Genomic DNA, 24,962 nt, shown 5'->3' on the forward strand with positions numbered 1-24,962 from the left:
GCCTGGCGGCGCACACGGCGCTGGAGCAACTGTTTGCCGGTGAGGTGCCTGCCTTCATGCGAGAGGACGAGCTGGATCAGGCAGCATGAGCTAAATAGTTACGCTTCTTTTTGCTCATAACAACATCACCTCTCGCTAAAAATGAGTCGGTATGGCAGGCGGGCGCGGCTTTGGAAAGCGACGGCGCGCCTGCCTGGGTCGCTGCGCCTTGCGCAGCAGCGGAGCACATTTTTTGTGCTAGCGAGCGCAGTTTATCGATGTTGGTGAATGGACCTGGCCAAAAGCGCGGTCAAAAAAGCCACTTTTAGAAAAAAAGTGGCTTGCAGGAAAAAAGAGCACTTGTGTGGAGGATTGGGCTACGGCATCGTCGGCTGTGGCGGCTCCAGCAGCTCCAGATAAGCCGCAATACTCCGCTCAACCCCTTGCCCCACCAGCCGAGCGATAGCGTCATAGTCACCGGTGGTACAGGCGGTATCCAGCGCGTCGTAATAGTCGAGCCGTTCTTCTACGCGGATGATGGATGGCGGGTAGCCGGCTTTCATTAACTCACAGTTCATGAGCAAGCGTCCTGTTCGGCCATTGCCGTCTATAAAAGGGTGAATCTCGACAAACCGAGTGTGCAGCTCTGCTATATGGCGTATGGGATGGTAGCCCGTTTGGCTATGTGACCAGGATAGCAGCCGCTGTATCGCCTCCTCGACATGCAGACAATCAGGCGGGGTGGTGCTGGCGCCCGTAATGCGGACGTTTTCACGATGATATCGGCCCGCTTCATCCATATCGATGCCCCGCAGCACCAGCGCGTGCAGATCCTTGATATCACGCTCAGAGATTGGCGTGGGCTCGGCGACCAGCATTTCAAGAAACTCAATCGCATCCCGGTGGTTGATGGCTTCGAGGTGCTCGCGCATCGTCTTGCCGCCGACGGTGATCCCTTCCAGCACCACTTTTGTTTCGCGCAGCGTAAGGGTATTGCCCTCAATACCGTTGGAGTTGTACGTCCATTCCAGCGCCAGATGGTCGCGCAGGGAAGCGGCGGTGTGCTTGGGCAGCGGCCTGTGGCTATCGATGCGAGCTTTATCTCGATCTATTTGAGAAAGCATAGCCTGCAGGCTGCCCGTGCTCCCTTGGCGTTCATGCGCTGGCATAGTCGGCACCTTGTGGCGTTTTGTGATGGGCGCTGTCTTGCGTATGTCGCGGCGATTATACCATTGGCTTGCCGCCATGCAGCCGCGATAACGAGCACCTTTCAAAGCGGATATAACGTGCTGAGTATCAGCGTCGCCCAGCGTCAGGCAGTGTTATGCGCCATGCTGAAAGTGACCTCAGGCGAGGTATTGGCTCGGCGCGCTTGGCGCAGCTGCTGCAGCTGGCGCTGGGATGCAGCTTTTGCGGCGGCTCGCCGTCACGTTCTGCCAGCTTCCAGATGCTTTGCTCATGGGCAGTCATCGTGAATATTGTTGCGAATGTCGAAAGATTATAAAAACGCATCTTGCGCCATGATGCAGCGCTGATCGGCCGAGTGCCGCCCAATACCGTATGTACGCCCAACTTCTATCACGTGCGCCTCAAGCCAGGCATTGAACAGTCACGCCGGCTTTCTTGGCTTGGCAGCTTAATCATCGCGCAGCTCAGCGCTATTTTGCCATGTGTTCGGAAGGCTCAGTCGCGCCAAGCATTAGAAAATCCCAGCTGGCTCAGGTGCCGATTTACCTGCCGCCGCTGGAAAAACAGCACGTGATGGTAGCGCTTGCGCAAGCCGCGGCGGAGGAGCGGCGGTTACTCACCCGACTGATCGATAACCGCCAGCGCATGATCGAGGCCACCGGCCAGCAGCTGCTTGATGGCGGTGTCATCACTGAAAGCTGATCGACATACACTGACACATAGAAATTGAGACAAAAGAAGCTGATATGAGCAACGACACCGTCAAGCAGGAACAGATCAACCAGGCGATCTGGAGCGCCTGCGATACCTTCCGCGGCACCGTAGATCCGAGTATTTACAAGGACTATGTGCTGACCATGCTGTTTGTGAAGTACCTTTCGGACGTATGGGCCGACCACTACGCCCAATACCAGAAAGAGTACGGCGACGCCCCGAGCTGATCGATGAGCTGATGAAAAACGAGCGTTTTGTGCTGCCGCCCGAGGCCGGCTTCTACGCGCTTTACGAGCAGCGCCACGACCCGGGCTGCGGCGAGCGTATCGACAAGGCGCTGCACGCCATCGAAGAGGCCAACATCGGCAAACTGGCCGACGTGTTTCAGGACATCAGCTTCAACTCCACCAAACTGGGCGACGAGAAGCACAAAAACGACATTCTGCGCTATCTGCTGGAAGACTTTGCCAAGCCCGAGTTGAACCTGAGCCCCAGCCGCATCGGCAATCTGGACGTGATCGGCAACGCCTACGAATACCTGATCAAAAACTTCGCCGCGACGTCCGGCAAGAAAGCGGGAGAGTTTTATACGCCGCCGGAAGTCTCTGAGCTAATGGCGGAAACTGTCGACCCCAGGCCCGGCGACGAGATTTGCGATCCGGCGTGCGGCTCGGCTTCACTGCTGCTCAAGTGCGCCGATCGCATTCGCCGTAGCCACGACGGCTCCAAAAACTTTGCCCTGTTCGGTCAGGAAGCCATCGGCAGCACCTGGGCGCTGGCCAAGATGAACATGTTTCTGCACAACGTGGACAATCACAAGCTGGAGTGGGGCGATACCGTTCGCAACCCGCTGCTGCTGGATGCCGGCGGCGGCCTCAAGCATTACGATGTCGTGGTGGCCAATCCGCCGTTCTCGCTGGACAAGTGGGGTCATGAAAGCGCCGGCGACGACCCCTATAGCCGCTTTCGGCGCGGCGTGCCGCCCAAGTCCAAGGGCGACTATGCGTTCATTCTGCACATGATCGAAACGCTCAAGCCCGCCGGCAGCGGCAACAGCGGCGGCCGCATGGCGGTTGTTGTGCCCCACGGCGTACTGTTTCGCGGCGCGGCGGAAGGGCGCATTCGCCAGAAGCTGATCGAGGAAAACCTGCTCGATGCGGTGATCGGCCTGCCGGAAAAACTGTTCTACGGCACCGGCATTCCCGCGGCGATTCTGGTATTCCGCAAGCACAAGGCTGACGATAACGTGCTGTTCATCGACGCCAGCCGCGAGTTCAAGGCGGGTAAGAACCAGAACCAGCTCGCCGACGACAATATCACCAAGGTGGTCGAAACCTATCACCAGCGTGAAAGCGTGGACAAATACGCCTACCTGGCAAGCCCTTACGAGCTCAAGGAGAACGACTTCAATTTCAACATCCCGCGCTACGTGGACACCTTCGAAAAAGAAGATGAAATCGACCTGATGGCGGTACAGGCCGAGCGCAAGGGCATCGAAGCGGAAGTTGCACGCCTCAATCAGCAGATGGAAGGCTACCTCAAGGAGCTGGGCTATGACGTATGAGATCGATCAACACCCCGAGCCGCCGGTACCCGGCCAGCGGCTGGTGACGGACATTCGCGAGCTGGTGGCCGCTGCGCGTACCCAGGTGGTGTGCACGGTGAATAGCTCCATGGTGCAAACCTACTGGCACATTGGCCGGCTGATCGTGGAAGACGAGCAGCAGGGCAGCGCCCGCGCCCGCCTACGGCAAGCAGCAGCTCAAGCGCCTGTCCGACGAGCTGACCGAGGAGTTTGGCCGCGGCTTTGACGTGACCAACCTGCGCCAGATGCGCCGATTCTACGAAGCGTTTCCAAAACGCGAGACAGTGTCTCTCGAATTGAGCTGGTCGCATTATGTGCACCTTGCACGAATCGAGCAGGACGCCGCGCGGCACTGGTACCAGCAGGAAGCGATTCAACAGGGGTGGAGCGTTCGCGCGCTGGAGCGCCAAATCAGCACGCTGTATTACGAACGCCTGCTCAGCAGCCAGGACCGCGCTGCCGTAGAGCACGAGGCCGAGCAAAACACCGCACCGCTGGCGCAGCAGGATGCCAGGCAGTATCTGCGCGACCCCTACGTGCTGGACTTTCTCAACTTGCCCGCCGGGCGCTATCTGGAAGCTGACCTTGAGCGCGCGCTGATTGACAACCTGCAGGATTTCCTGCTGGAGCTGGGCAAGGGCTTCGCCTTCGTTGAGCGCCAGCAGCGCATCCGCACCGAGGATCAGGACTTCTACGTTGATCTGGTGTTTTACCACTTCAAGCTCAAGTGCTTTTTGCTGGTGGACCTCAAGCTGGGCAAGTTGACCCATCAGGACGTGGGCCAGATGGACAGCTACGTCCGCATCTACGATCAGCACCGCAAGGGCGACGACGATAACCCTACCATCGGGCTGATTCTGTGCAGCCAGAAAAGCGAAGCGGTGGTCAAATACTCAGTGCTTACCGACAACCTGCAGATGTTCGCCGCCAAGTACCTGCCGCACCTGCCCACGGAAGAAGAACTGCGCCGTGAGCTGGAGCACGAGCGCGAGCGGGTACAGCAGCAGATTGGGCAGGCGGGCACGCCGGGAGAGACGGATGAGTAACGAGCTTGTTGAGAAGAAGAGCAAAGGTAAGGAGCTGGGTATGGTGCCTGATGGGTGGGAAGAAAAGGCATTAGCCGATATCACAAACAAAAAGATATCCTATGGAATTGTGCAGGCTGGCCCTCATGTTGCTGGTGGTATACTGTAGTGGTCAACTAATTCCGGACAGTACGTTAAGTTGTTCCTCAGCTGCCACGGGCGATATCTCACCGTTGAAGGCATGAGGACGTTGTCGGTTGTAATAGCCCATCAGATAGTCACCGATATCCTGACGAGCCGTGTGCAGCGCCGTATAGCCCAGCGCAGGTATCCATTCCGTTTTCAGACTACGGAACAGGCGCTCCATCGGGGCGTTGTCCCAGCAGTTGCCACGACGGCTCATGCTTTGCTGCATGCGATAACGCCATAGCCGCTGACGGAACGACCGGCTGGCATACTGGCTACCCTGATCCGAGTGGAACATGACACCGTCCGGTTTGCCGCGCGATATCCAGGCATGATCCAACGCCTTGATGACCAGCGACGCATCGGGATGCCGAGACATGGCCCAGCCCACCACGCGTCGTGCATACAAATCCATGACCACCGCCAGATAGCTCCATTGCTGCCCTGTCCAGATGTAAGTGATATCGCCACACCAGGCACGGTCGGGGCGACTAACGGTAAACTCCCGAGCCAGTAAATTGGGAATATCCGGCTTTTCCACCGTTGCCATCCGATAGGCACATGGCCCTGGCTGTCTGGAGACAAGGCCAAGCTCACGCATTAGACGGCGTACCTTGAAGCGTCCGATGGTAATGCCAGCCTGATTGAGCAGCGCCTTGACCGTCCGACTACCGGCGGAGCCTCGGCCCTGGGTAAACACGCGGCGAACCATCGCTTTCAGGGCCAGTCGACTGGCATCGATGTTTTGCCGCCGCTGGCGGTAGTCGTAGTAGCTTGAGCGACTGATATCGAACGCATCACAGACCATGGAAACCAGCATTTGCTCACTCAACGGGTCTATCAGCGCGTACGATTCATTCCGTCCGACATCAAGAGAGCGGTAGCCTTTTTTAGTATGTTTTTTTCCTCTTCAGATCGACGCAGGCGGCGTTTTAAGTCCTGAATCTCGCGCTGCTCCGGGGTCATGGCGTCGCCTTTTTGCGGTACTTTACCAGCTCGCTCGGCACGGAGCTTGCGAACCCAGGATTCCATGGTGGTTTTACCGACGCCCATCGCGGCACTCGCGGCTTTCACGGTGTAGCCCTGATCCACCACCAGTTGCGCTGCTTCCAGGCGAAATTCCGGGCTAAAATTTCTTCTCTTGGTCATTCTGTCCACCTGATTTTTTCTCTGTGAGTGATCATACACTCAAAACCAGCTGGCCAAATTCACTATGCCACTACACACCTCTCAATCCGTTTGGGTGACAACTACGCTGACAGAGGGGGATAGCTGGTGGTCGAAAGGTTTTATCCTTGTTTTTTCCGAGGCCTGCCTCCTTTGAAGCCATTCGCTCTGGCGGCGTTGCCCTTGGCTGGACTACGGCTTTTCCCGCCTGCTGCACCCAGCTGGCGAGCCATCCATTCCTTGGTGCCGAACTGCCCCTCCAGGAGTGCTGGCACATAGAGGTCGGCATCGAGTTGAGGCCAGTGTAGCCCGAGCCCAGAGGGCGATATTTCGATCTCGGACAAGGCATCCGGCGTCGCATCGGCGAGACCTTCTACCAGGTGCGGGGGAAGAGCAAGTTCAAGCCCTGTGTGCAGGCTGACAATCACTCGATTGTTACGCCTACTATACCGGGCTGCCGTAGCGTGAGTATGGCTGCGCTCGGTGGCCATACGGGCTTCTGCCTGCTTGATAACATCATCAGTCATAGCCATGAATTTCCCTCCATCTAGCACATAAGGCCAACAGCTCTACCGATAGGACCGACGCAATACGTTTGAGCTCTGGTGAGTTGAAGCGGTAGCTTTCGCGCAACTCCGGTGGGCCACTGGGGCTGTTCAGAATAAACACTGCTTCACTGCCTTTGCCGGTGACATGGACGTGCGCTGGTCGATGGTCGTTGGGGTAGATGACGGCCCTTAAGCCATCGAAACGGGTGATAGTTGGCATAGCGACAGCATAGCATAAACCCAAACGGTTGGGTTTATAGGGCCAGCGGTTGCTGGCTGAATGCATCAATAACTGTCAGTCTTTTAACTAAAACCCGGACAGTGTCCGCCGCCCAGGGAGCCCAAGCCCATGACTGACGCCGCTTCATCTCGCGTGACCCGCCTGCGCCCGGCCACTGAAAGCCGGACAGTCCGCACGCGCTCGACCAATGACGCGGCGCGGGGCCGTAAGCACCTGACCCGCGACGAGGTGCATCGCCTGATCCGGGCAGCGAAGAAAGGCCGCCAGGGCCAGCGCGATGCGCTGATGATTCGTCTGGCCTTCGAGCATGGCCTGCGGGTGAGCGAGCTTGTCGCGCTCAAGTGGCAGCACCTAGACCTGGCCAGCGGCCATACCCTCACCGTTCAGCGGGCCAAGGGCTCGTTGGACGGCACGCACCCGCTTCAGGGGGAGACGGTACGCGCGCTCAAGCGCTACCAGACGGCCACCGAGCGTCGCGACGGCTTTGTGTTCGTCAGCGAACGCGGGGCGCCGGTGAGTATCGAGGGTTTTCGGAAGATGCTGGCTCGGCTGAGCGTGCGCGTGCTGGGGGTGCCCTGGCACCCGCACGCCCTGCGCCACGCCTGTGGGGTGCACCTGATCAACAGCGGCACGGATATTCGCACGGTGCAGCAGTACCTGGGTCACGCCAATATCCAGAACACGGTAGCCTATACGGCGCTGTCGGGGCGGCCGTTCGAGCGGGTAAGGAAGCCATCCTCAAGAAGATGGCACCGCCCATGAGCCTGACCATCCCAGAACTGGCCGAGCAGGAAGGCATCACCGCGACAACCCTCTACAATTGGCGGAAACAGGCCAGAGCACGAGGACAGGTTTTGCCATCACGTTCCACCCAGCCCGATCAGTGGACCAGCCAGAAAAAGTTCCAGATCGTCCTGAAGACGGCCCCCATGAACGAAGCAGAACTCAGCGCCTATTGCCGCGAGCGCGGGCTTTACCCCGAGCAGGTGGAGGCCTGGCGGGATGCCTGCATGAACGCCAACGAAGAGGCGGCAGCGCAGGCTAAGCAGCTTCGTCAGGCGCGTAAGGCGGAGCAGAAGCGGCTCCGCAAGCTGGAGCGAGAACTGCACCGCAAGGACAAGGCCCTCGCCGAGACGGCGGCGTTGCTGGCCCTATCAAAAAAGGCCGAGGCGATCTGGGGCACGACCCACGACGAGGACGACTGACCAGCTTCCCGGATCGCCAGCGCATCGTGACCCTGGTGCAAGACGCCCGGCGTGACGGGACTCGGCTGGCCAAGGCCTGTCAGGTGATGGGTATCCATGTGCGGACCTATTACTGTAGTGGTCAAGTATTTTTGGCCACCGGGCATCTTGTAGGCCTATCAGCCGCATCTGCGCTACTATCTGGTGGATGAAGGCCGTTATAGCGATGATGACCTGGCCGAGCGTAACAGCGTGCTGAGTGGAATTTTTGGTATTGAAAAGGCCAAGAATGGCCGCGAAGTGCTACTAAACGTCTAAACGCTGGCCGCTTGTTTGGCGGATACAAACTCCTTCAGACCACGCATAAAAGCAGCCCCGAAGGGCTGCCTTTTGTCTTGTCGCCCACCGTTATCGCCCTATAACGCCTTAGCGTGAGCCAAGCGCCTCGCCCATCAAGGCGATTGTCTCGCGCAGCTCCAGCTCGGACAGCCAGCGCTCGGGGATAGCCGCCTCGCCGTGCATCGCGCCTAGCAGGTTGCCGGCCATCGCCCCGGTAGAGTCGCTGTCGCCGTCGTGGTTCACCGCCAGTATCACGCCGTGGCGCAGGTCCTCGGCTACCCGCGCGCAATAAACGGCAATGGCCAGCGCCTCCTCGGCGACCCAGCCTTCGCCCAGGGCGGCGATGGCCTCCGGGTAGGGTGTCGGGCTATCCGCCAGCCGCCACGCCTGCTGCAGGGCGTCTCGCGTCTCCTCGTGGCCATCTTCTTCGGCCAGCAGCGCCAGGCCAAGCGTTACGCCTGCAGGAGATACGTGCGCCTGTAGGAGATACGTGCGCCTGCAGGAGATACGTGCGCCTGTAGGAGATACGTGCGCCTGCGGAGGAATCCTACTGCTATGGTGGCGCTGCTCGTCTGCCGTCTGACACTCCCCGCCCAAAGCGCGTAGCGCAGCGGGCGGGGAGTGTCAGAAAAACAGCAAAGATAGCGGCTGTAATGATCATTCGCTACGTCGAACCATGCTCTAACTCACCGCATGGTTTTTAGCGCTTTGGCCCACCGGGCCAGGGTTTCAAGCAGGGTTTGCGCGCTCTGCTCGTGAATCGCCGTGGGCGTGAACATGCCGTTTTCGAGATGATCGGCGACCATCGGGATCATCACCTGTTGCTTTACCGGCACCATTTCCAGCGTGTTCAGGATATGTTTGGCAATCTCAGTCGAACGAATACCACCTGAGACGCCGCCGTAGCTGATAAAGCCGGCGGGTTTGTAGTTCCACTCCTTGTACAGATAATCCACCGCGTTAACGAAAGATGGCGGCGGGGTGTAGTTGTACTCCGGCAGCACAAAGATGAAGGCATCCGAGTCATTGACGATCTTTGACCAGCGTTTGGTATGCTCGTGCTCGTATTTTTGCATGGCGGGGTGGTTGGGTTCGTCCAGCAACGGCAGGTTGATGTCTTCAAGATCCGCGAACCCGATCTCGAACCCGACAGGGTTCGCCCGGGCATAGTCGTAAAACCAGTCGGCAACGGTCTTGCCGACCCGGCCAGGGCGGGTGCTGGTGAGAATGATGGTCAGTTTCATCGTATAGTCCTCTTGTCAGATATCAGGTCATGCGCCATGGAATGGGCGGCGGCATCAGCCGGTCGCCGTCGAATTCGGGAACATCGCCGAATCGCGAATCGCCGGCCTCCCATTCCTGCTGCGCCTGGGCGATCTCGGCCTTGCTGTGCCCCACGAAATTCCACCAGATGAAAATCTCTTCGTTCAGCGGCTCGCCACCCAGCAGCAGCACGCGGGTACCGACGTCAAGCTCCAGCGCGATGTCGTCGAGCCCACAGCCCAGATAGGCCAGTTCGTTTGGCGCGAATCTATCCGGACCGATGCGCAGGCCGCCTTCGAGCACGAGCACGCCGTATTCGTAGTGGCTGTGCAGGTTCAGGCGAACGGACGCCTCGGCGTCGGCGAACAGATCGGCACCCACCAGCGGCGAGAAGGCGAGGGTGGGCGCTTCATGGCCGTTGAGCACGCCGGTGAGCAGGGTGATATCAACGCCCTGTTCCTGCCAACGTGGCAGGTCGGGATAATGATCGAAGCGGGGCTCGGTATGCCGATGGGCGTGGGGTAGCGCGATCCATAGCTGCGCGGCGTGCAGCTGGGATTCACTCGAGAGCGATTCTTCGGTGTGCGCAATGCCGCGACCGGCGGTCATCAAGTTGACTTCCCCGGGGCGAATGATCTGTTCGCTGCCCAGGCTATCGCGATGCAGAATGTCGCCGGCCAGCATCCAGGTGAAGGTCTGCAGCCCGGTATGCGGATGCGGGCCGACGCGCATGCCCTGACTGTCCACGGAAAATACCGCAGGCCCGGCGTGGTCCAGAAAACACCAGGCCCCGATCAGACGCCGTCCGCGCTGGGGTAGAACCCGATTGATGGGAATACCGCCTACCTCGGTGGTACGCGAGGCGAGATGCTGAATCAGTCGGTGGCCGTCAATGACGGGGCACTCGCGCGATTCGAACAGCGCAGGGTTTGATTCGGTGTTGCTCATGGTATTGGTGTCCTGGATAGATCGCTCAGCTCAGTTGCCGAGCCGGATAATTGGCTCAACCATTTATTAGGAGCTTCTCGTCAGTCGATAAGCCAACAGTCAGCCAGCGTTCGGTTTGTCACTCCCAGACTTTAGGTCATGCTTTTGTGCGCAGTCGGTCCAGGCTCCATTCACCACCACCGGTGATGAACAGGTAGAGAAACACGAAAGAGTACAAGAGTGCCAGCTGACCACCGTTCGCCAATGGCCAAAAATACTTGACCACTACATTCCTGCTTGAATTCCGTGGAAAAGGAACGTCGTTTTCTGGTCATGAGACACCTCGTTCAGGATGGCAAGCTTATCACCCAAGTGAGTGTCCGGTTTCATTAGACCATTACAGAATCAGGAAAAGATCGAAGACGTGGTGTGGTCAGTGCAGGCAACGTGGGAAGGCGTGACCCAGCGAGTCTATTTTTACATCCTGCTGGAGTTTCAGTCCCGTGTGGACCACACGATGCCCTTGCGGATGATGCAGGCAGGGCTCCATGACCACCTGATCAAAAACGGCGAGACTACGGCACGAAAAGGCTTGCCGCCGGTAACAGCGTGCTGAGCGGGATTTTTGGTATCGAAAAAGCAAAGGATGGCCGCGAAGCGCTGCTAAACGTCTAAACGCTGGCCGCTTGTTTGGCGGATACAAACTCCTTCAGACCACGGATAAAGGCAGCCCCTCGGGGCTGCCTTTTGTCTTTTCGCCCATTGTTATCGCCTTAGCGTGGGCCAAGCGCCTCGCCCATCAGGGCGATCGTCTCGCGCAGCTCCAGCTCGGACAGCCAGCGCTGGGGGATAGCCGCCTCGCCGTGCATCGCGCCCAGCAGGTTGCCGGCCATCGCCCCGGTAGAGTCGCTGTCGCCGTCGTGGTTCACCGCCAGTATCACGCCGTGGCGCAGGTCCTCGGCTACCCGCGCGCAATAAACGGCAATGGCCAGCGCCTCCTCGGCGACCCAGCCTTCGCCCAGGGCGGCGATGGCCTCCGGGTAAGGTGTCGGGCTATCCGCCAGACGCCACGCCTGTTGCAGGGCGTCTCGCGTCTCCTCGTGGCCGTCTTCTTCGGCCAGCAGCGCCAGGCCAAGCGTTACGCTGTCTTCCAGGCTGTCGCCCTTGATCAACCGCTGAATCAACACGGCCAGCACACCGCCGGTCAGGTAGCCGCTGGGATGCCCATGCGTCAGCCACGCAAGCTCCCGGCCCAGGGCAAACGTCGTTTCCGGTGCCAGCCCGTGGGTAGCCGCAAACAGCCCCGCCGGCGCGACTCGCATCACCCCGCCGCAGCCCTTGCTGTGGTTCCCCGCCCGCTCGCCGAGGACCTTCATCTCTCGAAGTGCCGACAAACAGGTGTTGCCCGGCGCGCGTCGCGCATGCAGGACGGGATCAGCGACCAGCGCGCTTTTGACCGGGCTTGTCGGGTCTGTCAGAGCGCTTTTCTCGTTCTGGGTCAGTAGCCAGCGCTGCAACGCGGCGGCCCCCGTCCGACGATGCCCCTCGATGTCGCTCACCCGCGGCTGGGCTTCGGTGGCCAACAGCCCCTCGGCAGTGAACAGCGTCATTTGAGTGTCATCGGTAATGGCCCCTGTGCACCCGTAGGCGGGCCAGAAGTGGGTAATGCCCGGTTCACCGAACTGCTGAATAATCTCCGCTCGCGGCCAGAACTCCACCCGAGCGCCCAGCGCATCGCCGCAGGCCCCGGCGAGCAAGCAGCCGCGGTAATGGCTCAGTGGGGCAGAGGGTACGGTATCGTTAGGCATCATGGTGCAAGGCCTCTTGTAGTGGCTGGTCGTTGGCGTGATGCAGCACCTCGCCGAGGCGCTTGATAGGCACCAGGCTGACAGCCTGGCTTTCCCAGCCCATGGCCGCCGGGCTGCCGCCGATACGCCGTGCCAGAAAATAGCGGGTCAGGCTGGCCGAGCGCGGCACGTCCACCAGCCAGCGGATCAGCTCAATTGCCAGCCCGGCCTCCTCGAGTGTCTCCTTGATCGCGGTCTGCTCAAGGCTCAGCCCCGGCTCCTGCCTGCCCTTGGGGAACGTCGCCCGATAGCCGCCAAAGCCGTTGCTGGGGTGAATGACCCACACCCGGCCGTCGGGCTCGAGCACCACCGCGCCGGCGGCGGGCACTTTGCCGGGTAACGAGGGCAGCGCCGGCGTGTCCCGCCCCAAGGCCAGCGGCGTCACCGCGCTCTGCCAGAGCCGCGTCACATCACCTGGTGTATCGTCCGGCCACGGGGCCAGCGCCAGCCCGCTCAGATGCGTCGGCAAGGGGCCGTCAGGCACCACCCGAGCGATGGCGTTGGCGTCAGCCCAGCACGATAGCGGCGTGGGCGTGGAAGGGGAACGCAAGGGTACGGGCTGCCCCGTGTCGTTTACGCGAGGGTGAAAAACCGGCATGGCACAGCCTCAATGGCGGAAAGCCATCAGACTAGCCCAGCCTGAATGATACCGCCATGAAATCATGGGGTTAGGGGAAAATAGTCGTGCATCGAATAAAAATACCGATGGGAGGCGCTGTAGTAGCCAAAAATACCTGACTATGGCTCTATTAGGGTTTTAGCAATCTCAGGGGCATGTACATGAACCAGCAACGTTCCACTACCGACTTTTGGGATACGCGTTTTGCCGGTGCGGAATACGCCTACGGTGAGCAGCCCAATCAATTTTTACAGCAAGCGCTGGGTGAGCTTTCGCCGGAGGTGGCGGGGCGTGCGCTGTGCCTGGCGGAAGGCGAGGGGCGAAACGCGGCGTTCCTGGCGGAACTTGGGTACGCGGTGACGGCCATGGACCAGTCAAGGGTGGGGCTGGAGAAGGCGCAGCAGCTGGCCGCTAAACGCCAAGTAACGCTGACGACTCAGCAAGCCGATCTTAACGACTATGTTCCGCCGGCGGAGAGCTTTGATGTCGTCACGATGATCTGGGTTCACACGCCCGAGGCCGTGCGGCAAAAAAGCTACGCCATTGTGAAGCGCGGCTTGAAGCGCGGCGGGTATTTTATTCTGGAAGGCTATCTGCCCGCCCAGGCCACGCGCGACACGGGCGGCCCTTCGAATCCTGACGTGATGTTTACGCTGCAAGAGCTGCAGGCGAATTTCGCGGATTTTCGCTTTGTGGTGGGGCGCGAACTGACGCGAAACGTAGAAGAAGGCGTCTACCACACCGGCGTTAGCGATGTGCTGCAGGTGCTTGCCGTGCGGCTATAACAAGCGCCGCCGCTTCTGGTGATAGCCCGTACGGCGGTCATGTTTTTTACATAGCCGCGCCGTCCCACCTGCCATGCCCATCCAGGCTTGCACAAATAGCCTGACAAGCGACTACAGCGGAAAGTTTTGCGGCAGGTGCTCCGCCAAGTGATTAATGAAGTAGTGCAGTTTGGGAGAGCGCTGCCGATGGCGCGGGAACACCGCCCACACGGCGTTATCGTCATGGCGGTAGGCGTCAAGCACTGAGATCAGATCGCCGTTATCCAGGTGTTTTTTTACGTAATAGCCGGGTAGCTGCGCCAGTCCCAGCCCTTTCAAAGCGGCATCGAGCAGGGCCGGCCCGGAGTTGGCGCGCCAGGGGCCATCGACGCGCACCTCGCGGCGTGCGCCGTCTACGGCGAAGCGCCAGTGGTTGCGACTGCCGATTAGGCAGCGATGTCGGTGGAGTTCTGTCAGGGCGTGGGGTTGGGGAGCCCGTGCAAAATATGCCGGGGCCCCCACGACGTATTCGCGGCGCTCGCACAGGCGCTTGGCAATCAGGCTGGAATCCTCCAGACGACCCATGCGGATGGCGACGTCAAAGCCTTCGTCGATGATATCCACCTGGCGGTTGGTAAAATGCATGCGCACCTCCAGCTGCGGATGCGCAATCTGGAAATCATTGACCAGCGGGGCGATAAAGCGCTCACCGAACGTGGTGGCCGAGGTGAGCGACAGTTTCCCATGAGGCCGGCCCTGCAGATCGCCGATAGCGGCTTCAGCGTCGCGAAAGCCGTCGAACAGCTGGCGGCAGTGGCGGTAATAGAGTGTCCCGGCGTCGGTCAGCCGTATCTGGCGCGTGGTGCGGTAGAGCAGCGCGCAGTCCAGCTGCTGCTCCAGCTGGGTCACCAGCCGGCTGACGTGGGAAGGGGATACCGACAGCTCGCGCGCCGCGGCGACAAAAGTGCCCATCCGTATGACTTCGACAAAGGCTTCGATACGATCCCAGCGTTGCATGGAGGCTCCCTTGTAACCTTCAGGATTATTGCTGTGTGACAATAATGTTATGTCTTTGGTGCGGATTATCCCAGATAGCGCTTTTGACTACACTGGGAACCACAGCGTGCGCGCCGGCATCACCGCAACGGTGTTGAGCCCAAGGGGCGAGCTCATCGCAGAGCCACCCCTGAATTATTTTGGCGAGTTGCACGTTTTTGCATCCAAGCGAGGAGAATGAAGATGAAGTCACGCGCTGCCGTCGCCCTGGAAGTGGGCAAGCCTTTGGAGCTGGTCGACATCGACGTTGAAGGACCCAAGGCCGGCGAAGTGCTGGTGCGTATGGTTGCCACCAGCGTCTGCCATACCGATGCCTTTACGCTCTCGGGAGCGGACCCCGAAGGACTGTTTCCTTCGGTGCTGGGCCACGAAGGCGCCGGTGTTGTCGAGGAAGTGGGCGAGGGCGTGACCGGCCTGCGCCCCGGCGACCACGTTATCCCGCTGTACACTGCGGAATGCGGTAAGTGCAAGTTTTGCCTTTCCGGCAAGACCAACCTGTGCAGCTCGGTGCGTGCCACGCAGGGCAAGGGGCTGATGCCCGACGGCACCACGCGTTTTTCACTGGACGGCCAGCCGCTGCATCACTACATGGGCTGCTCGACTTTCAGCGAGTATACCGTGCTGCCTGAGGTGTCGCTGGCCGTGGTGTCGCAACAGGCGCCGCTGGACAAGATCTGCCTGTTGGGCTGTGGCGTAACGACCGGTATCGGTGCCGTTCTGAATACCGCCAAGGTGGAGCCGGGCGCTACTGTTGCCATTTTTGGCATGGGGGCCATCGGTCTCGCCGCGATTCAGGGCGCCGTTATGGCCAAGGCCAGCCGGATTATCGCCATTGATATTAATCCGGAGAAGTTTCAGCTGGCCGAGCAGTTCGGCGCTACTGATTTCGTCAATCCTAAAGATTACGCGGCCAGCATCCAGGAGGTGATCGTCGACATGACCGACGGTGGGGTCGACTACTCCTTTGAGTGCATTGGCAACGTCAATGTCATGCGCTCGGCGCTGGAATGCTGCCATAAAGGCTGGGGGGAATCGGTCGTTATCGGCGTGGCCGGTGCCGGTGAGGAGATCAGCACCCGCCCGTTCCAGCTGGTGACCGGCCGAGTCTGGAAAGGCTCTGCCTTCGGCGGCGTGAAAGGCCGCTCAGAGCTGCCGGGCTATGTGGAGCAGTACATGAACGGCGAGATCAATATCGACGATTTTGTCACCCACGACATGTCGTTCGAAAAGATCAACGAGGCCTTCGAACTGCTGCACAAGGGCGAAAGCATTCGTACCGTGCTGCATTATTGAAACGCATCGATTTATCAAGCCGCCCGGTAGCGCGGCGGCTGATTTATCCATCTTTCCATCGCTATACGACGCTGTCTGTCGCATGCACACGCACACTCATTAACGCAATTAACGCTTGAACGAACGTGCCGGCGCCGCTTTTGAACCGCGCGCGATGGGCCATCGACGGCACGGTAAGCCAACCTTGGCGCAGCCGGAAGGCGGCGAAGACACCCTGCGGCGTTCGATACGCAAGTGGCGGGTACATCTTATTTTTAAACATTATATTTTTATTGAAAGTATCTGGCGTCTCGGATAGTCTGTAAGGACAGCGCTCGGTTGGCTTTCGACCGGGTCATCATACTGAAAGGAGCCGCCATGAAGATTCACTACGCTTGGGCCCCGGTGCTGCTGGCAGCGACGCTAAGCGCCGCTCCGGCGTTTGCCGAATCGTCCGATAGCTACCGGGAGACGCAGCTGGGGCTTTATCTTGACGCCAAACAGGCCTACGCGCTGATGCAGGATGACGAAAGCGCCGTGCTGATCGACGTGCGTGATCCGATAGAGGCCAAGTTCACCGGCTTCGCCACGCCCACTGATATCCACGTACCCTGGATGCTGGCGGACCGCGATCGCTTCAATGAAAAAGCGCGCACCTGGCCGATGCATAAAAATACAGACTTTACCGATCAGGTACGCGAGCAGCTGGAAGCCCAGGGGGTCGACCAGGACGCTCCGGTTATCGTGATGTGCCGCTCAGGTTCTACCCGCAGCGCACCGGCGGCAGATGCGATTCACCAGATGGGCTACAGTGAAGTGTATTCGGTCACTGACGGTTTTGAAGGCAGCAAGCTGGAACAGGGTGAATCCGTCGGTGTGCGAGCGGTTGACGGTTGGCGTAATAGCGGGCTGCCCTGGAGCTATAGCGTGGACCCTGACGTCGCCTGGCAGCCGGAAAAATAAGCCGGGATTGACGCGCGTTTATCGCTATTCAACAAGTTTATCGCTATACAACAGCACGGTATTGGGGAGAACGTCATGAACTGCAACGTAGGCAAAATAGATAAAACGATACGCATCGTAGTCGGCATCGCGCTGATTGTGCTGGCACTTACCGATGTTATCGGCGCCTGGGGCTGGGTAGGCATCCTGCCGCTGGCGACCGGCTTTATCAGCTTCTGCCCGGCGTATCGCCTGCTGGGTCTGAATACCTGCCGCCGCCAGTCGTAGCCAGTATTCGGCCCGTGTAGCCGCCCTTGGACGGAGCTTTTCAAACACAAGCGGGAGCAATATCCATGACGCGACGCGTGACGCTTGCCATTCTAGGCGCCGGTACCGCCGGCCTGACGGCGCTGAAGGAGGCCAGGCGCTATACAGACGATGTGGTGTTGATCAACGCCGGGCCTTACGGCACTACCTGCGCGCGAGTGGGGTGTATGCCTTCCAAGGCGCTGCTGGAAGTGGCTCACGCCTATGGCCGTCGCGATTGGCTGGCCGAATGTGGCATGCAAAACGGCGAGGCGCTGACGATGGACTTGCCCGCCGTTATGGCCCACGTTCGCCGCCTGCGCGACGATTTCACCGCCGGGGCGGTAAGCACGGCCAAGGCGCTGGGCGAGCGCAGCATTCACGGCCGGCCGCGCTTTGTTTCGCCGACGACGCTTGACGTCAACGGTGAGCGCATCGAGGCCGAGGCGGTGATTATCGCCACCGGCACTCGTCCCAATCTGCCCGAGGCCTGGCGTACGTTTGGCGAGCGCGTAGTGACCTCTGACGAAGTCTTTGAGCTTACAGCACCCGGCCGCCGGGTCGGCGTGGTCGGCCTTGGCCCCATTGGCGTGGAGCTGGGTCAGGCGTTTGCCCAGCTGGGCTGCGAGGTGCACGGCTTTACCCGTGGCTCTCGCGTGGCGGGGCTTGGCGCAGAGCCGGTCAATCAAAGCCTGCTTGCCGCGCTGCGCCGGCAGATGCACGTCACCGTTGGGGCGGATGTCAAGCTGAGCGAAGGCAAGGCCGGTATTGTGGTGCAGGCCGACGGCCGCGACGTAGAGGTGGACTGGGTGCTGGCCTCGCTCGGCCGCCGGCCTAACGTCGAGGGGCTGGGGCTGGAGAGTATCGGGCTGGAAAACCATGGCGTGACGCTGGATGCGCGCGGCGTGCCCCGCTTTGATCCGGCCACCCTGCGCGTGGGCGATCTGCCGCTGTTTATCGCCGGCGACGTGGATGGGCTGCGCCCGCTGATGCACGAAGCCGCAGACGCCGGACGCATCGCTGCTCATCATGCCTTGAACCCGCAAGCCCAGCGCCTCGCGCGGCGTACGCCCATGGGGGTGGTATTTACCGAGCCGGGTGCAGGGTATGCCGGGCTCACCGCAGACTCGCTGCCGGCGAGCGGGATCGTGACCGGCCGCGCTGATTTTTCACGCCAGGGACGTGCCTTGACTGCCGGGCGCAACGCTGGCTGTTTACAGATATACGCCGAGGAACGCAGCGGCCGGCTGCTGGGCGCTGAAATGGCCGCGCCGGATGCAGAGCATCTGCTGCATCTGCTCGCCTGGTCGATCCAGCAGGAAATGACCGTGGATGACCTGCTAACAATGCCGTTTTATCACCCCACCGTAGAAGAAGGGCTGCGCACAGCGCTGCAGAGCGCACGCCGTGAACGGGGTGAACACCGCACCCGGCCTGATTTGCCGCTACGCTGCGAGCCGGCGGTGTAACGCTTCAGAAACGCCTTGTTTTAGCGCGCTTCGCTATTTTGTAGCGTGCGTCTGACCATTTTGTATACAAAAGAGGTTCTTTATGTCACGTCTTCCCCTGCTAAGCCGCGAAAAAGCCGACGATAAGTCGGCCCCTGCGCTGGCGTCGGTGCAGCAAAAGCTCGGCATGCTGCCGAATTTCTTTGCCGGCATGGCGCACCATTCCGGCACGCTGAACGCGTTTCTTGCCGCTCAGCAGGCCATGACCGCAGACAGCCGGCTCTCCGCGGCCCAGCGCGAAATGCTTGCGCTTGCCGTTGCCAATGCCAACGGCTGTGGCTATTGCGTCAGCGGGCATACCGTAAGCGCCCGGGCGGCCGGCGTGAGCGCTGAAGCGGCCATGCAGGCCCAAGCCGGTAAGGCCAAGACGGCCTACGATCAGGCGCTGCTTGATGTAGCGCTTGCGGTACTGGAAAAGCGCGGCCATCTCAGCGATGAAGCGCTCCGAGCTGCCCGCGAGGCAGGCCTTGACGACGCGACGCTGGTGGAAATCATCGGGCTGGTGAGCGTCAACAGCCTGAGCAACTGGCTGAACAACGTGATTCGTCCGGCGATCGACTTTCCCGAAGTGGCGCTGGTGTAACAGGGCAGCAGGCGCCAAGGCCAGCAAGCAGCCGCTGCCGCATGGACGGCAGCGGCTGACATCAAGCAGAGCGCACAGGCCGGCGCATGATGGTGCCCTGATCGCCTACGGCGTATACCTCGCCGCTGCGGGTGGCGAGCACGGAGCGCAGGCCCAGCTCCGTGCCGGTCGGCTCGCTTAGCCACTGGCCGTTTTCCAGGCGCAGGGCGCAGCCGTGGGTGCCTACGGCATAAGCGCCGGCGGCGGCCGATCCGGTAATCGAAAGTAAGTCGTCGCGCACGCGAATGGGCAGCAGGTTCCAGCGCTGGCCGTTGAAGTGGGCCAGGGTGCCGGAAAGCCCCACGGCGTAGATATTGTCCAGCGCATTGCCCCATACGCCGTAGAGGAAGTTTTCAGTGCCCGCGGCAAAGTCGGTCCACTCGCGGCCGTTATAGCGCAGCACCAGGCCGAAATCGCCCACGGCCAGCAGATGCTCGTCGTCCATGCCCCAGAGATGGTAAAGCGCCGAGGCGGTGCCGCTGGGCAGTCGGTTCCAGCCCAGCCCGTCAAAGTGGAGAATCAGCCCTTCATCGCCCACGGCAAAAATCGAGTCCGGGCGGGTACCCCACATGGACAGAATAGTGATATCCAGGTGCAGATCGAAGTGAAGCTGCCAGTCGCTGCCGTCGAAACGGAAAATCTGCCCGAACTGGCCGGCGGCGTAAAGCCCGCCCTCACCGGCGTCCCACACGCAGTGCAGATTGAGCTCGGTAGGCGCGGGGAGCGGCTCCCAGCGCTCGGCGCCGGCCGCCAGGCGCAGCACCGTACCCGCTTCGCCGCAGGCGTAGCAGGTGCCCTGGGGGGTCTCCCAGAGATTCCACAGCTGGCGGTCGGTAGGTGAGTCCATGGCTTCCCAGCGGGGTTTTTGCGAAGCGGCGCTTACCGCCGGCGCCAGAACGTTGATGAAGTCCGGCGCGGCGGTCATTACCGTGCCAAAATCACCCACCACCAGCGCTTCGCCGGTAGAGAGCGGCACGATGTCCATCAGATCGTGGTGGCAGTTGCTTTCCAGCTGGTACAGCCGCGGCTTTGCGGTGCGTGCTTCGGTAAGAAAATCGCGCAGATAGAACAGATAGCCGCGATCGCCGACGATCAGCACGCCGTCCTTGTACGGGCGCAGCGAGCGCAAGCGCGGCATGGGCGTGTCGACCTCGATGGCCTGAAAGCGGCCGTTGGCGTAGCGCACCAGCTCGCCGCGAAAACCGCCCTGGTCGACAAAGTAGCGCCCGCCGCCGAGCAGCAGCGTGTCGTCGTCGACCACCAGCATGGCCTGAAAGCCGGAGCTTAGCGGGCAGTCCAGCGCCTGCCAGCCGCCGTCGGGCGCGCGATAAAGCACGGTGCCTTCACCGCCGGCGGCGTAGACGCCACCGTTTGGGGTGCAGGCAACGGCGCGCAGGTTGATATAGGTGGGGCTGGTCTCTCGCTGCCAGGCGTGGCCGTCGTAGTGCAGAATCATGCCGTCATCGCCTACCGCCCAGGCGTGGCCGGAGGCGTTGCCGTCGATGGCGAACAGCGGCGTATTTTCTGCGCAGGCAATAAAGGCCTGGCTTTCGTCGTCGACAAGGCCGCCGTACTGCTGTGTCCAGCGGGTGCCGTCAAAGTGCAGAATGCAGCCCATCCAGCCGACGGCGAACAGGTGATCCCGAGAAGGTCCCCAAACGTCATGCAGCGGCAGGTTGCCGGGGGTTTCCATGGGCTTCCACAGCCGATTTTGCGCATCGGCGTGGCCGTCGAAGTGCAGCACCATGGCCTCATCGCCGACCACAAAGACTTCGCCGTCGCCGGCCCAGCCGGACCACAGCACGTCGCCGTCGCCGGCGCCGACTTCGGGCACGCGATGCCAGGCCGCGCGCTGGGGAGCGTTGGGATTGGCGCCGTCGAGCAGCTGGCGAAAGAAGCGGCGGCGGTCCGGATTGGCTGTCTGGGTCATTGATGCGTCCTGAAAAGGCGTTCGGGAGAAGGCGTTCTGGTGCAAAGGCAACATGCGTTACTGCCGCAGCAGATCGGCGAGCTGGCCGCGAAGCGCGTCCTGCTGCTCCTGTGGCAGATCGGCAAGGGCCGCGTCGAACTGATTGCTGGCCCCTTGCGCCAGCGTATCAAGCGATGCCACGGCGGCTTCGGCAAACATCGCTTTGGCATGGGCGATGCAGGCGTCGATCACCGGGGCAAATGCCTGGGCCTCGGGGCCTTGCGGGGCATCGATGACGATAGGCCGGCCGCTGTCGGAACCGCTGGCCAGTGCCGGGGACAGCGGAATCTGCGCCAGCGATTCAACGTCGTGCTCGGCCAGCGCCTCGGCCAGATGCGCCCGGGGAAAGAGGTGGAAATGGCCGCTGCAGTGCGGGCAGGTGACGCCGGACATATTCTCCACGGCACCCAGCAGGGGCATGCTGCGCTCCTGGCAGAAACGCACCGCTTTGAGGCTGTCCATCAGCGCGACTTCCTGAGGCGTGGTGGCCAGCAGGGCGGCAACGTCCTGGCCTTCCAGCATATCGGCCAGGGTAATCAGCTCGTTGCCGGTACCCGGGGGCATGTCGATGACGAGAAAGTCCAGCGGCCCCCAGTCGAACGAGCCGATCAGGTGGTGCATGAAGTCGTGCTTGTAGGCATCGCGCCAGACGATCGGGGTGTCGTCGGTTTCCATCATGAACGCCAGCGAGCCAATCCTGACCGGATGCTCAACGCCCTCGGCGGTAAACGCCTGGGTGGAAAGCCCTTCCTTGTTCAGGCGGATACGCTCGCCGGCAAAGCCGAAAAAGCGGCTTTGATTGGGGCCGTGGATGTCGGCATCGGCCACGCCCACGCGGTACCCTCGGGCAGCCAGCCCGGCGGCGACGTTGGCCGATACCGTGCTCTTGCCCACGCCGCCCTTGTTGGCCATGACCAGCAGGATCTGGCCGACCTGGCTTAGCCGGGACTCGATCAGGCGCTTTTCATGCTGCGGCTTGTCAAGGCTGCAGGTGCTCTCGTGGGGGCAAAACTGGCAGGAGTGGCCGCGGCCGCAGTCAGCCGGCGCCAATGCCAGGGGGTCACGCTCATCGGGCGAGAAATGGGAAACCGACATCGTCGTTACCTCGTTAACCTTCTGTGGATGTCTCGGTGCCGGCACCGGTATCCAGCATGATCCACGTATGGGTTACACGCTTGTTACCGTCGCGCTCATTGTCGCTGCCTTGCCACAGGGCGAAGCCCATGGGCACCGTATCGCGACGCAAATCTGCGCTGTATTCGCTGTTTTGCGTATCCAGCGGCCGCGACATTACCACATGCCACTCGTTATTGGCGCTGTTCTCTTCGGTGATATAGGCGCTGGCCCCTTCCACGTTCTGGTCGGGCAGGGTGGTTGTACTGCCGTAGCCGCCTGCGGCCAGGTTGTCAACCCGTTTTTCGTGATCGGCGCGCCAGTACCAGATATTGACGGGATTGTCCGGCCCGGAGCCCATCATATAGGAGGTATCCGCACCGTTGAGGGCGTACTGCACCGCTACGCCGTCGCGGAAGTCATCCACTGTTGTGCTGCCGTTGCGGGTTGCGTCCTTCCAGCGCAGACGCAGATAAAAACGCTCGTCGGTGCGTGCTACCTGAAAGTATAGCGTCTTGCCGGCTTCTATTTCCTCGGTAAAGCGCAGCTTGACCGACCGGTGTACCGGCGGCGCGGGAAACAGGGTGGTGCGGTAGGTGGGCAGGCGATCCCAGATCAGATCGTCAGGATCGTCTTGGGTACGCAGATAGATGTTGCCCGGCACCGTCGAGACCTTGACGCTATCGCCAGGCTGGACGGCTGTGACGTTGGGGTCGTACACGTTGCTGTCGGCAATGGCTTGGGTACCGGCGAAGGCCAGCGCTGCCGTGCCGAATAGCAGATGACGCAGTTTCATGGCATGTTTCCTCAACAGTGTAGGGGCGCGGACGGTATCCGGGCACGCCGTGATTCGAGCAGTGGGGCAGTCAGTCCCACATGGCCTGGTTGGGCGATGCCGCAGCTCGGCTGCCCGGTTCGGGGCAGGGCCCGACCTGGGTTTCAAGCCGTGCGCGCTCGCGCTCGGCCCATTCGGGCAGCACGGCAATCAAATGCGCCAGGGTGGCGTCCAGCCCGTAATTGCCGGCGCTGGCGTGGCGCTCCTTGACCGCATGCAGCATCGGGGCCAGATAGCGGGCGATGAAGTCACGCCGGGCGCGGCGGTAGGGTGCAGCGTCGCCCTGGCGATTGAGCGCCTGGGTTTCCAGATGGCAAAGCAGCGCACAGAATTCCAACATGCTGACCAGGTGATCGGGCTCGTCGAGATGGCCCTCGTCGCCCTGGGCGGCCTGCAGGCCGAAGTGGCGATAAAAGGCCTGGACGTTGAGCATATAGCCGCCGGGGGTTTCCCCGGCGAGCAGCGCGTCGTAGGCACTTCCCAGCAGTGCTACGCGTGGCTTGCCGCGACGGCCGTGCACGAAAGTGGCCATATACCCGACTTCCATGTCGTCCAGGCTGGCGCTGGGGGGCAGCGCCGGCCAGGCGTCGCCGGTCAGCGTGTGCCAGGCCGACGACAGAGCGGCGTGCAGGCGGCCGTCTTCCAGCGCCTGCTGGGTTTCGGCCAGCGGATAGCCGAAAAGCGCCGCCGCCAGGCGATACAGCGACGCTTCGGCGGCCAGCCGTGCCGTCTGTTCAGAGACGGCAGATGCGGCGGTGGGCTGGGTCATGGCGCCTCTCCTAGCTGAGCTTGAACATCTCGGCGTGCTTGTAGCCGATCAGGGTATCCATCAGCTCGCTCTCGCGACCCTCGGCCTTGGCCTGGCGCTCGGCCTGCAGGGTGTCGAGCACCTCGCCGACGCGGGGCCCGAACAGGCTCTCCAGGTACTCGAGCGGGATGCGCGGCTCGTCCAGCTCCCGACCGTCGGAGGCGTACTTGGAGGGCGACAGCGGCGGCACGTAGAAGACGTTGGGCTGGGTACCCCACTCGGGGTGCAGCGGCAGCGCCACCTTGTATTTCTCCACCAGCTGGTGAATCGGACCCTCCTCGTCGTCGCGGTAGCCGATCCAGCGGATGCGGCCGACGCACTGCTGGGCGCAGGCGGTGGCCAGCCCCTTCTCGATGCGCGGGTAGCAGAAGATGCACTTCTCCGACTTGGAGATCTGCTCGTTGAAGTAGACCTTCTTGTAGGGGCAGGCGTTGACGCAGTAGCGATAGCCCCGGCAGCGCTCCTGGTCCACCAGCACGATGCCGTCTTCCTGGCGCTTGTAGATGGCGTTGCGCGTGCAGGCCGCCAGGCAGCCGGGGTTGGCGCAGTGGTTGCAGAGCCTGGGCAGGTAGAAGTAGAAGCTGTTGGGGTAGTCGCCCTCGCCCCGGTCCTCGTCCCAGTTGGCGCCCCAGGTGGGCTTCACGTGGGGGCGCAGCCACGGGTCGGTGCCGGTCATCAGCGCCTCCTCGTAGTTGTACTCCCACGGGATGCCGTAGTCCTCCTGGCTGGGCTGGCGGCCCAGGCGTAGCGCACCGTCATCGTCGAAACCGCCGCCCATGTTCTGGTAGTCGCGGGGGTACCCAAGCCCTGGCTGGGTTTCCACGTTGTTCCAGTACATGAACTCGCGGCCGTTACGGTTGGTCCACATCAGCTTGCACGCGGCGGTACAGGTCTGACAGCCGATGCACTTGTTCAAATCCAGCACCATGCTGAGTTGGCGTTTGACAGCCATGAC

At 61.3% G+C, this 24,962-nt stretch carries 29 protein-coding genes; 14 read left to right on the forward strand and 15 right to left on the reverse strand.

The window, feature by feature from the left end; all coding sequences use genetic code 11:
- Positions 1 to 356: 356 nt before the first annotated feature.
- Entirely contained in the window at positions 357 to 1,148 is a 792-nt protein-coding gene (locus ABD654_RS03555) for a Fic family protein (protein WP_344702375.1), read from the reverse strand.
- 499 nt (positions 1,149 to 1,647) lie between these two features.
- On the opposite strand from ABD654_RS03555, the gene ABD654_RS03560 reads away from it, so the two are divergent.
- The 6 genes from ABD654_RS03560 to ABD654_RS03585 are packed head-to-tail and all read left to right on the forward strand — an operon-like array spanning position 1,648 to position 4,660.
- Positions 1,648 to 1,869, forward strand: coding sequence for a restriction endonuclease subunit S domain-containing protein (locus ABD654_RS03560; protein WP_344702480.1), 222 nt, complete (start codon positions 1,648 to 1,650; stop codon positions 1,867 to 1,869).
- A 44-nt stretch (positions 1,870 to 1,913) separates the two neighbouring features.
- Entirely contained in the window at positions 1,914 to 2,108 is a 195-nt protein-coding gene (locus ABD654_RS03565; RefSeq protein WP_344702377.1) for a type I restriction-modification system subunit M N-terminal domain-containing protein, read from the forward strand.
- An 11-nt stretch (positions 2,109 to 2,119) separates the two neighbouring features.
- Positions 2,120 to 3,445, forward strand: coding sequence for a type I restriction-modification system subunit M (locus tag ABD654_RS03570; protein WP_344702379.1), 1,326 nt, complete (start codon positions 2,120 to 2,122; stop codon positions 3,443 to 3,445).
- Entirely contained in the window at positions 3,435 to 3,692 is a 258-nt protein-coding gene (locus tag ABD654_RS03575) for a DUF1016 N-terminal domain-containing protein (RefSeq protein WP_344702381.1), read from the forward strand. Before ABD654_RS03570 ends, ABD654_RS03575 begins: the two co-directional genes overlap by 11 nt.
- Positions 3,664 to 4,512, forward strand: a complete 849-nt coding sequence (locus tag ABD654_RS03580) for a PDDEXK nuclease domain-containing protein (protein ID WP_344702481.1) — start codon at positions 3,664 to 3,666, stop codon at positions 4,510 to 4,512. The genes ABD654_RS03575 and ABD654_RS03580 overlap by 29 nt, the downstream gene beginning before the upstream one ends.
- Positions 4,505 to 4,660: a hypothetical protein gene (locus ABD654_RS03585; protein ID WP_344702383.1), complete on the forward strand. Its 156-nt coding sequence runs from the start codon at positions 4,505 to 4,507 to the stop codon at positions 4,658 to 4,660. Before ABD654_RS03580 ends, ABD654_RS03585 begins: the two co-directional genes overlap by 8 nt.
- A 3-nt stretch (positions 4,661 to 4,663) precedes the next feature.
- On the opposite strand, the gene ABD654_RS03590 is transcribed toward ABD654_RS03585, so the two are convergent.
- The 3 genes from ABD654_RS03590 to ABD654_RS12175 form a co-directional block, all read right to left on the reverse strand.
- Positions 4,664 to 5,826 (reverse strand): IS3 family transposase gene (locus ABD654_RS03590; RefSeq protein WP_344702385.1). Its coding sequence is split into 2 segments (ribosomal slippage): positions 4,664 to 5,571 and positions 5,571 to 5,826, totalling 1,164 coding nucleotides; the frame shifts between segments, so codons are not numbered across the junction.
- 140 nt (positions 5,827 to 5,966) lie between these two features.
- Positions 5,967 to 6,377, reverse strand: a complete 411-nt coding sequence (locus tag ABD654_RS03595) for a DUF2442 domain-containing protein (protein ID WP_344702387.1) — start codon at positions 6,375 to 6,377, stop codon at positions 5,967 to 5,969.
- On the reverse strand, positions 6,364 to 6,678 hold the full coding sequence (locus tag ABD654_RS12175; RefSeq protein WP_425552706.1) for a DUF4160 domain-containing protein: 315 nt from the start codon (positions 6,676 to 6,678) through the stop codon (positions 6,364 to 6,366). The genes ABD654_RS03595 and ABD654_RS12175 overlap by 14 nt, the downstream gene beginning before the upstream one ends.
- Positions 6,679 to 6,741: 63 nt before the next feature.
- Here ABD654_RS12175 and ABD654_RS03600 point away from each other — a divergent pair, with 63 nt between their 5' ends.
- Together ABD654_RS03600 and ABD654_RS03605 are read left to right on the forward strand one after the other, a co-directional pair.
- Positions 6,742 to 7,395, forward strand: coding sequence for a tyrosine-type recombinase/integrase (locus ABD654_RS03600; RefSeq protein WP_344702389.1), 654 nt, complete (start codon positions 6,742 to 6,744; stop codon positions 7,393 to 7,395).
- Positions 7,392 to 7,838, forward strand: coding sequence for a transposase (locus tag ABD654_RS03605; protein WP_344702391.1), 447 nt, complete (start codon positions 7,392 to 7,394; stop codon positions 7,836 to 7,838). The genes ABD654_RS03600 and ABD654_RS03605 overlap by 4 nt, the downstream gene beginning before the upstream one ends.
- A 405-nt stretch (positions 7,839 to 8,243) precedes the next feature.
- Here ABD654_RS03605 and ABD654_RS03610 read toward each other — a convergent pair whose 3' ends face one another.
- From ABD654_RS03610 to ABD654_RS03630, 5 genes are all read right to left on the reverse strand, one after another.
- Positions 8,244 to 8,753 (reverse strand): ADP-ribosylglycohydrolase family protein, encoded by a 510-nt coding sequence (locus ABD654_RS03610; protein WP_344702393.1) that lies wholly within the window; start codon positions 8,751 to 8,753, stop codon positions 8,244 to 8,246.
- 89 nt (positions 8,754 to 8,842) lie between these two features.
- The gene (locus ABD654_RS03615) at positions 8,843 to 9,400 is read right to left on the reverse strand and encodes an NADPH-dependent FMN reductase (RefSeq protein WP_344702395.1); all 558 of its coding nucleotides are present in this window, start codon (positions 9,398 to 9,400) and stop codon (positions 8,843 to 8,845) included.
- A gap of 22 nt (positions 9,401 to 9,422) precedes the next feature.
- Positions 9,423 to 10,367, reverse strand: a complete 945-nt coding sequence (locus ABD654_RS03620) for a pirin family protein (protein ID WP_344702397.1) — start codon at positions 10,365 to 10,367, stop codon at positions 9,423 to 9,425.
- Positions 10,368 to 11,119: 752 nt separating this feature from the next.
- The gene (locus tag ABD654_RS03625; RefSeq protein WP_344702399.1) at positions 11,120 to 12,157 is read right to left on the reverse strand and encodes an ADP-ribosylglycohydrolase family protein; all 1,038 of its coding nucleotides are present in this window, start codon (positions 12,155 to 12,157) and stop codon (positions 11,120 to 11,122) included.
- On the reverse strand, positions 12,147 to 12,743 hold the full coding sequence (locus ABD654_RS03630; protein ID WP_344702401.1) for an NUDIX hydrolase: 597 nt from the start codon (positions 12,741 to 12,743) through the stop codon (positions 12,147 to 12,149). The genes ABD654_RS03625 and ABD654_RS03630 overlap by 11 nt, the downstream gene beginning before the upstream one ends.
- Before the next feature lie 230 nt (positions 12,744 to 12,973).
- On the opposite strand from ABD654_RS03630, the gene ABD654_RS03635 reads away from it, so the two are divergent.
- Positions 12,974 to 13,597 carry a class I SAM-dependent methyltransferase gene (locus ABD654_RS03635; protein ID WP_344702403.1) on the forward strand — a complete coding sequence of 208 codons (624 nt, stop codon included), beginning with the start codon at positions 12,974 to 12,976 and terminating at the stop codon, positions 13,595 to 13,597.
- A gap of 111 nt (positions 13,598 to 13,708) precedes the next feature.
- Here the strand turns inward: ABD654_RS03635 and ABD654_RS03640 are convergent, their stop codons facing one another.
- Entirely contained in the window at positions 13,709 to 14,593 is an 885-nt protein-coding gene (locus ABD654_RS03640; protein ID WP_344702405.1) for a LysR family transcriptional regulator, read from the reverse strand.
- 222 nt (positions 14,594 to 14,815) lie between these two features.
- Here ABD654_RS03640 and ABD654_RS03645 point away from each other — a divergent pair, with 222 nt between their 5' ends.
- The 5 genes from ABD654_RS03645 (at position 14,816) to ABD654_RS03665 (ending at position 19,243) form a co-directional block, all read left to right on the forward strand.
- Complete coding sequence (locus ABD654_RS03645) at positions 14,816 to 15,925, forward strand: S-(hydroxymethyl)glutathione dehydrogenase/class III alcohol dehydrogenase (RefSeq protein WP_344702407.1); 1,110 nt, start codon at positions 14,816 to 14,818, stop codon at positions 15,923 to 15,925.
- A gap of 357 nt (positions 15,926 to 16,282) precedes the next feature.
- Positions 16,283 to 16,867, forward strand: a complete 585-nt coding sequence (locus ABD654_RS03650) for a rhodanese-like domain-containing protein (RefSeq protein ID WP_344702409.1) — start codon at positions 16,283 to 16,285, stop codon at positions 16,865 to 16,867.
- A 75-nt stretch (positions 16,868 to 16,942) separates the two neighbouring features.
- Positions 16,943 to 17,134 carry a YgaP family membrane protein gene (locus tag ABD654_RS03655; RefSeq protein WP_344702411.1) on the forward strand — a complete coding sequence of 64 codons (192 nt, stop codon included), beginning with the start codon at positions 16,943 to 16,945 and terminating at the stop codon, positions 17,132 to 17,134.
- Positions 17,135 to 17,199: 65 nt separating this feature from the next.
- Positions 17,200 to 18,621, forward strand: a complete 1,422-nt coding sequence (locus ABD654_RS03660; RefSeq protein ID WP_344702413.1) for a dihydrolipoyl dehydrogenase — start codon at positions 17,200 to 17,202, stop codon at positions 18,619 to 18,621.
- An 82-nt stretch (positions 18,622 to 18,703) separates the two neighbouring features.
- Positions 18,704 to 19,243, forward strand: a complete 540-nt coding sequence (locus ABD654_RS03665) for a carboxymuconolactone decarboxylase family protein (protein WP_344702415.1) — start codon at positions 18,704 to 18,706, stop codon at positions 19,241 to 19,243.
- 61 nt (positions 19,244 to 19,304) lie between these two features.
- On the opposite strand, the gene ABD654_RS03670 is transcribed toward ABD654_RS03665, so the two are convergent.
- The 5 genes from ABD654_RS03670 to clrB all read right to left on the reverse strand — a co-directional run bounded on the left by ABD654_RS03670 (position 19,305) and on the right by clrB (position 24,959).
- Positions 19,305 to 21,212, reverse strand: a complete 1,908-nt coding sequence (locus ABD654_RS03670) for a WD40/YVTN/BNR-like repeat-containing protein (RefSeq protein ID WP_344702417.1) — start codon at positions 21,210 to 21,212, stop codon at positions 19,305 to 19,307.
- A gap of 57 nt (positions 21,213 to 21,269) precedes the next feature.
- Complete coding sequence (locus ABD654_RS03675) at positions 21,270 to 22,346, reverse strand: P-loop NTPase (RefSeq protein WP_344702419.1); 1,077 nt, start codon at positions 22,344 to 22,346, stop codon at positions 21,270 to 21,272.
- Positions 22,347 to 22,359: 13 nt separating this feature from the next.
- Complete coding sequence (locus ABD654_RS03680; protein WP_344702421.1) at positions 22,360 to 23,160, reverse strand: ethylbenzene dehydrogenase-related protein; 801 nt, start codon at positions 23,158 to 23,160, stop codon at positions 22,360 to 22,362.
- Positions 23,161 to 23,230: 70 nt separating this feature from the next.
- Positions 23,231 to 23,968, reverse strand: coding sequence for a molecular chaperone TorD family protein (locus tag ABD654_RS03685; protein WP_344702423.1), 738 nt, complete (start codon positions 23,966 to 23,968; stop codon positions 23,231 to 23,233).
- Positions 23,969 to 23,978: 10 nt separating this feature from the next.
- Positions 23,979 to 24,959: a chlorate reductase subunit beta gene (gene clrB, locus ABD654_RS03690; RefSeq protein WP_344702425.1), complete on the reverse strand. Its 981-nt coding sequence runs from the start codon at positions 24,957 to 24,959 to the stop codon at positions 23,979 to 23,981.
- Positions 24,960 to 24,962 lie beyond the last annotated feature (3 nt).

The organism is Halomonas cibimaris, from assembly GCF_039537045.1.
GTDB classification, from domain to species: Bacteria; Pseudomonadota; Gammaproteobacteria; order Pseudomonadales; family Halomonadaceae; genus Vreelandella; species Vreelandella cibimaris.

Excerpts from the sequence above, each read along its gene's own strand:
- ABD654_RS03660 (WP_344702413.1), top strand. The coding sequence starts at position 17,200 with ATGACGCGACGCGTGACGCTTGCCATTCTAGGCGCCGGTACCGCCGGC.
- ABD654_RS03575 (WP_344702381.1), top strand. The coding sequence starts at position 3,435 with ATGACGTATGAGATCGATCAACACCCCGAGCCGCCGGTACCCGGCCAG.
- ABD654_RS03600 (WP_344702389.1), top strand. The coding sequence starts at position 6,742 with ATGACTGACGCCGCTTCATCTCGCGTGACCCGCCTGCGCCCGGCCACT.
- ABD654_RS03555 (WP_344702375.1), bottom strand. The coding sequence starts at position 1,148 with ATGCCAGCGCATGAACGCCAAGGGAGCACGGGCAGCCTGCAGGCTATG.
- ABD654_RS03615 (WP_344702395.1), bottom strand. The coding sequence starts at position 9,400 with ATGAAACTGACCATCATTCTCACCAGCACCCGCCCTGGCCGGGTCGGC.
- ABD654_RS03605 (WP_344702391.1), top strand. The coding sequence starts at position 7,392 with ATGAGCCTGACCATCCCAGAACTGGCCGAGCAGGAAGGCATCACCGCG.
- ABD654_RS03680 (WP_344702421.1), bottom strand. The coding sequence starts at position 23,160 with ATGAAACTGCGTCATCTGCTATTCGGCACGGCAGCGCTGGCCTTCGCC.
- ABD654_RS03665 (WP_344702415.1), top strand. The coding sequence starts at position 18,704 with ATGTCACGTCTTCCCCTGCTAAGCCGCGAAAAAGCCGACGATAAGTCG.
- ABD654_RS03595 (WP_344702387.1), bottom strand. The coding sequence starts at position 6,377 with ATGGCTATGACTGATGATGTTATCAAGCAGGCAGAAGCCCGTATGGCC.
- ABD654_RS03675 (WP_344702419.1), bottom strand. The coding sequence starts at position 22,346 with ATGTCGGTTTCCCATTTCTCGCCCGATGAGCGTGACCCCCTGGCATTG.
- ABD654_RS03585 (WP_344702383.1), top strand. The coding sequence starts at position 4,505 with ATGAGTAACGAGCTTGTTGAGAAGAAGAGCAAAGGTAAGGAGCTGGGT.
- ABD654_RS12175 (WP_425552706.1), bottom strand. The coding sequence starts at position 6,678 with ATGCATTCAGCCAGCAACCGCTGGCCCTATAAACCCAACCGTTTGGGT.
- ABD654_RS03625 (WP_344702399.1), bottom strand. The coding sequence starts at position 12,157 with ATGATGCCTAACGATACCGTACCCTCTGCCCCACTGAGCCATTACCGC.
- ABD654_RS03685 (WP_344702423.1), bottom strand. The coding sequence starts at position 23,968 with ATGACCCAGCCCACCGCCGCATCTGCCGTCTCTGAACAGACGGCACGG.
- ABD654_RS03570 (WP_344702379.1), top strand. The coding sequence starts at position 2,120 with ATGAAAAACGAGCGTTTTGTGCTGCCGCCCGAGGCCGGCTTCTACGCG.
- ABD654_RS03560 (WP_344702480.1), top strand. The coding sequence starts at position 1,648 with ATGTGTTCGGAAGGCTCAGTCGCGCCAAGCATTAGAAAATCCCAGCTG.
- ABD654_RS03640 (WP_344702405.1), bottom strand. The coding sequence starts at position 14,593 with ATGCAACGCTGGGATCGTATCGAAGCCTTTGTCGAAGTCATACGGATG.
- ABD654_RS03635 (WP_344702403.1), top strand. The coding sequence starts at position 12,974 with ATGAACCAGCAACGTTCCACTACCGACTTTTGGGATACGCGTTTTGCC.
- ABD654_RS03670 (WP_344702417.1), bottom strand. The coding sequence starts at position 21,212 with ATGACCCAGACAGCCAATCCGGACCGCCGCCGCTTCTTTCGCCAGCTG.
- clrB (WP_344702425.1), bottom strand. The coding sequence starts at position 24,959 with ATGGCTGTCAAACGCCAACTCAGCATGGTGCTGGATTTGAACAAGTGC.
- ABD654_RS03620 (WP_344702397.1), bottom strand. The coding sequence starts at position 10,367 with ATGAGCAACACCGAATCAAACCCTGCGCTGTTCGAATCGCGCGAGTGC.
- ABD654_RS03565 (WP_344702377.1), top strand. The coding sequence starts at position 1,914 with ATGAGCAACGACACCGTCAAGCAGGAACAGATCAACCAGGCGATCTGG.
- ABD654_RS03655 (WP_344702411.1), top strand. The coding sequence starts at position 16,943 with ATGAACTGCAACGTAGGCAAAATAGATAAAACGATACGCATCGTAGTC.
- ABD654_RS03650 (WP_344702409.1), top strand. The coding sequence starts at position 16,283 with ATGAAGATTCACTACGCTTGGGCCCCGGTGCTGCTGGCAGCGACGCTA.
- ABD654_RS03645 (WP_344702407.1), top strand. The coding sequence starts at position 14,816 with ATGAAGTCACGCGCTGCCGTCGCCCTGGAAGTGGGCAAGCCTTTGGAG.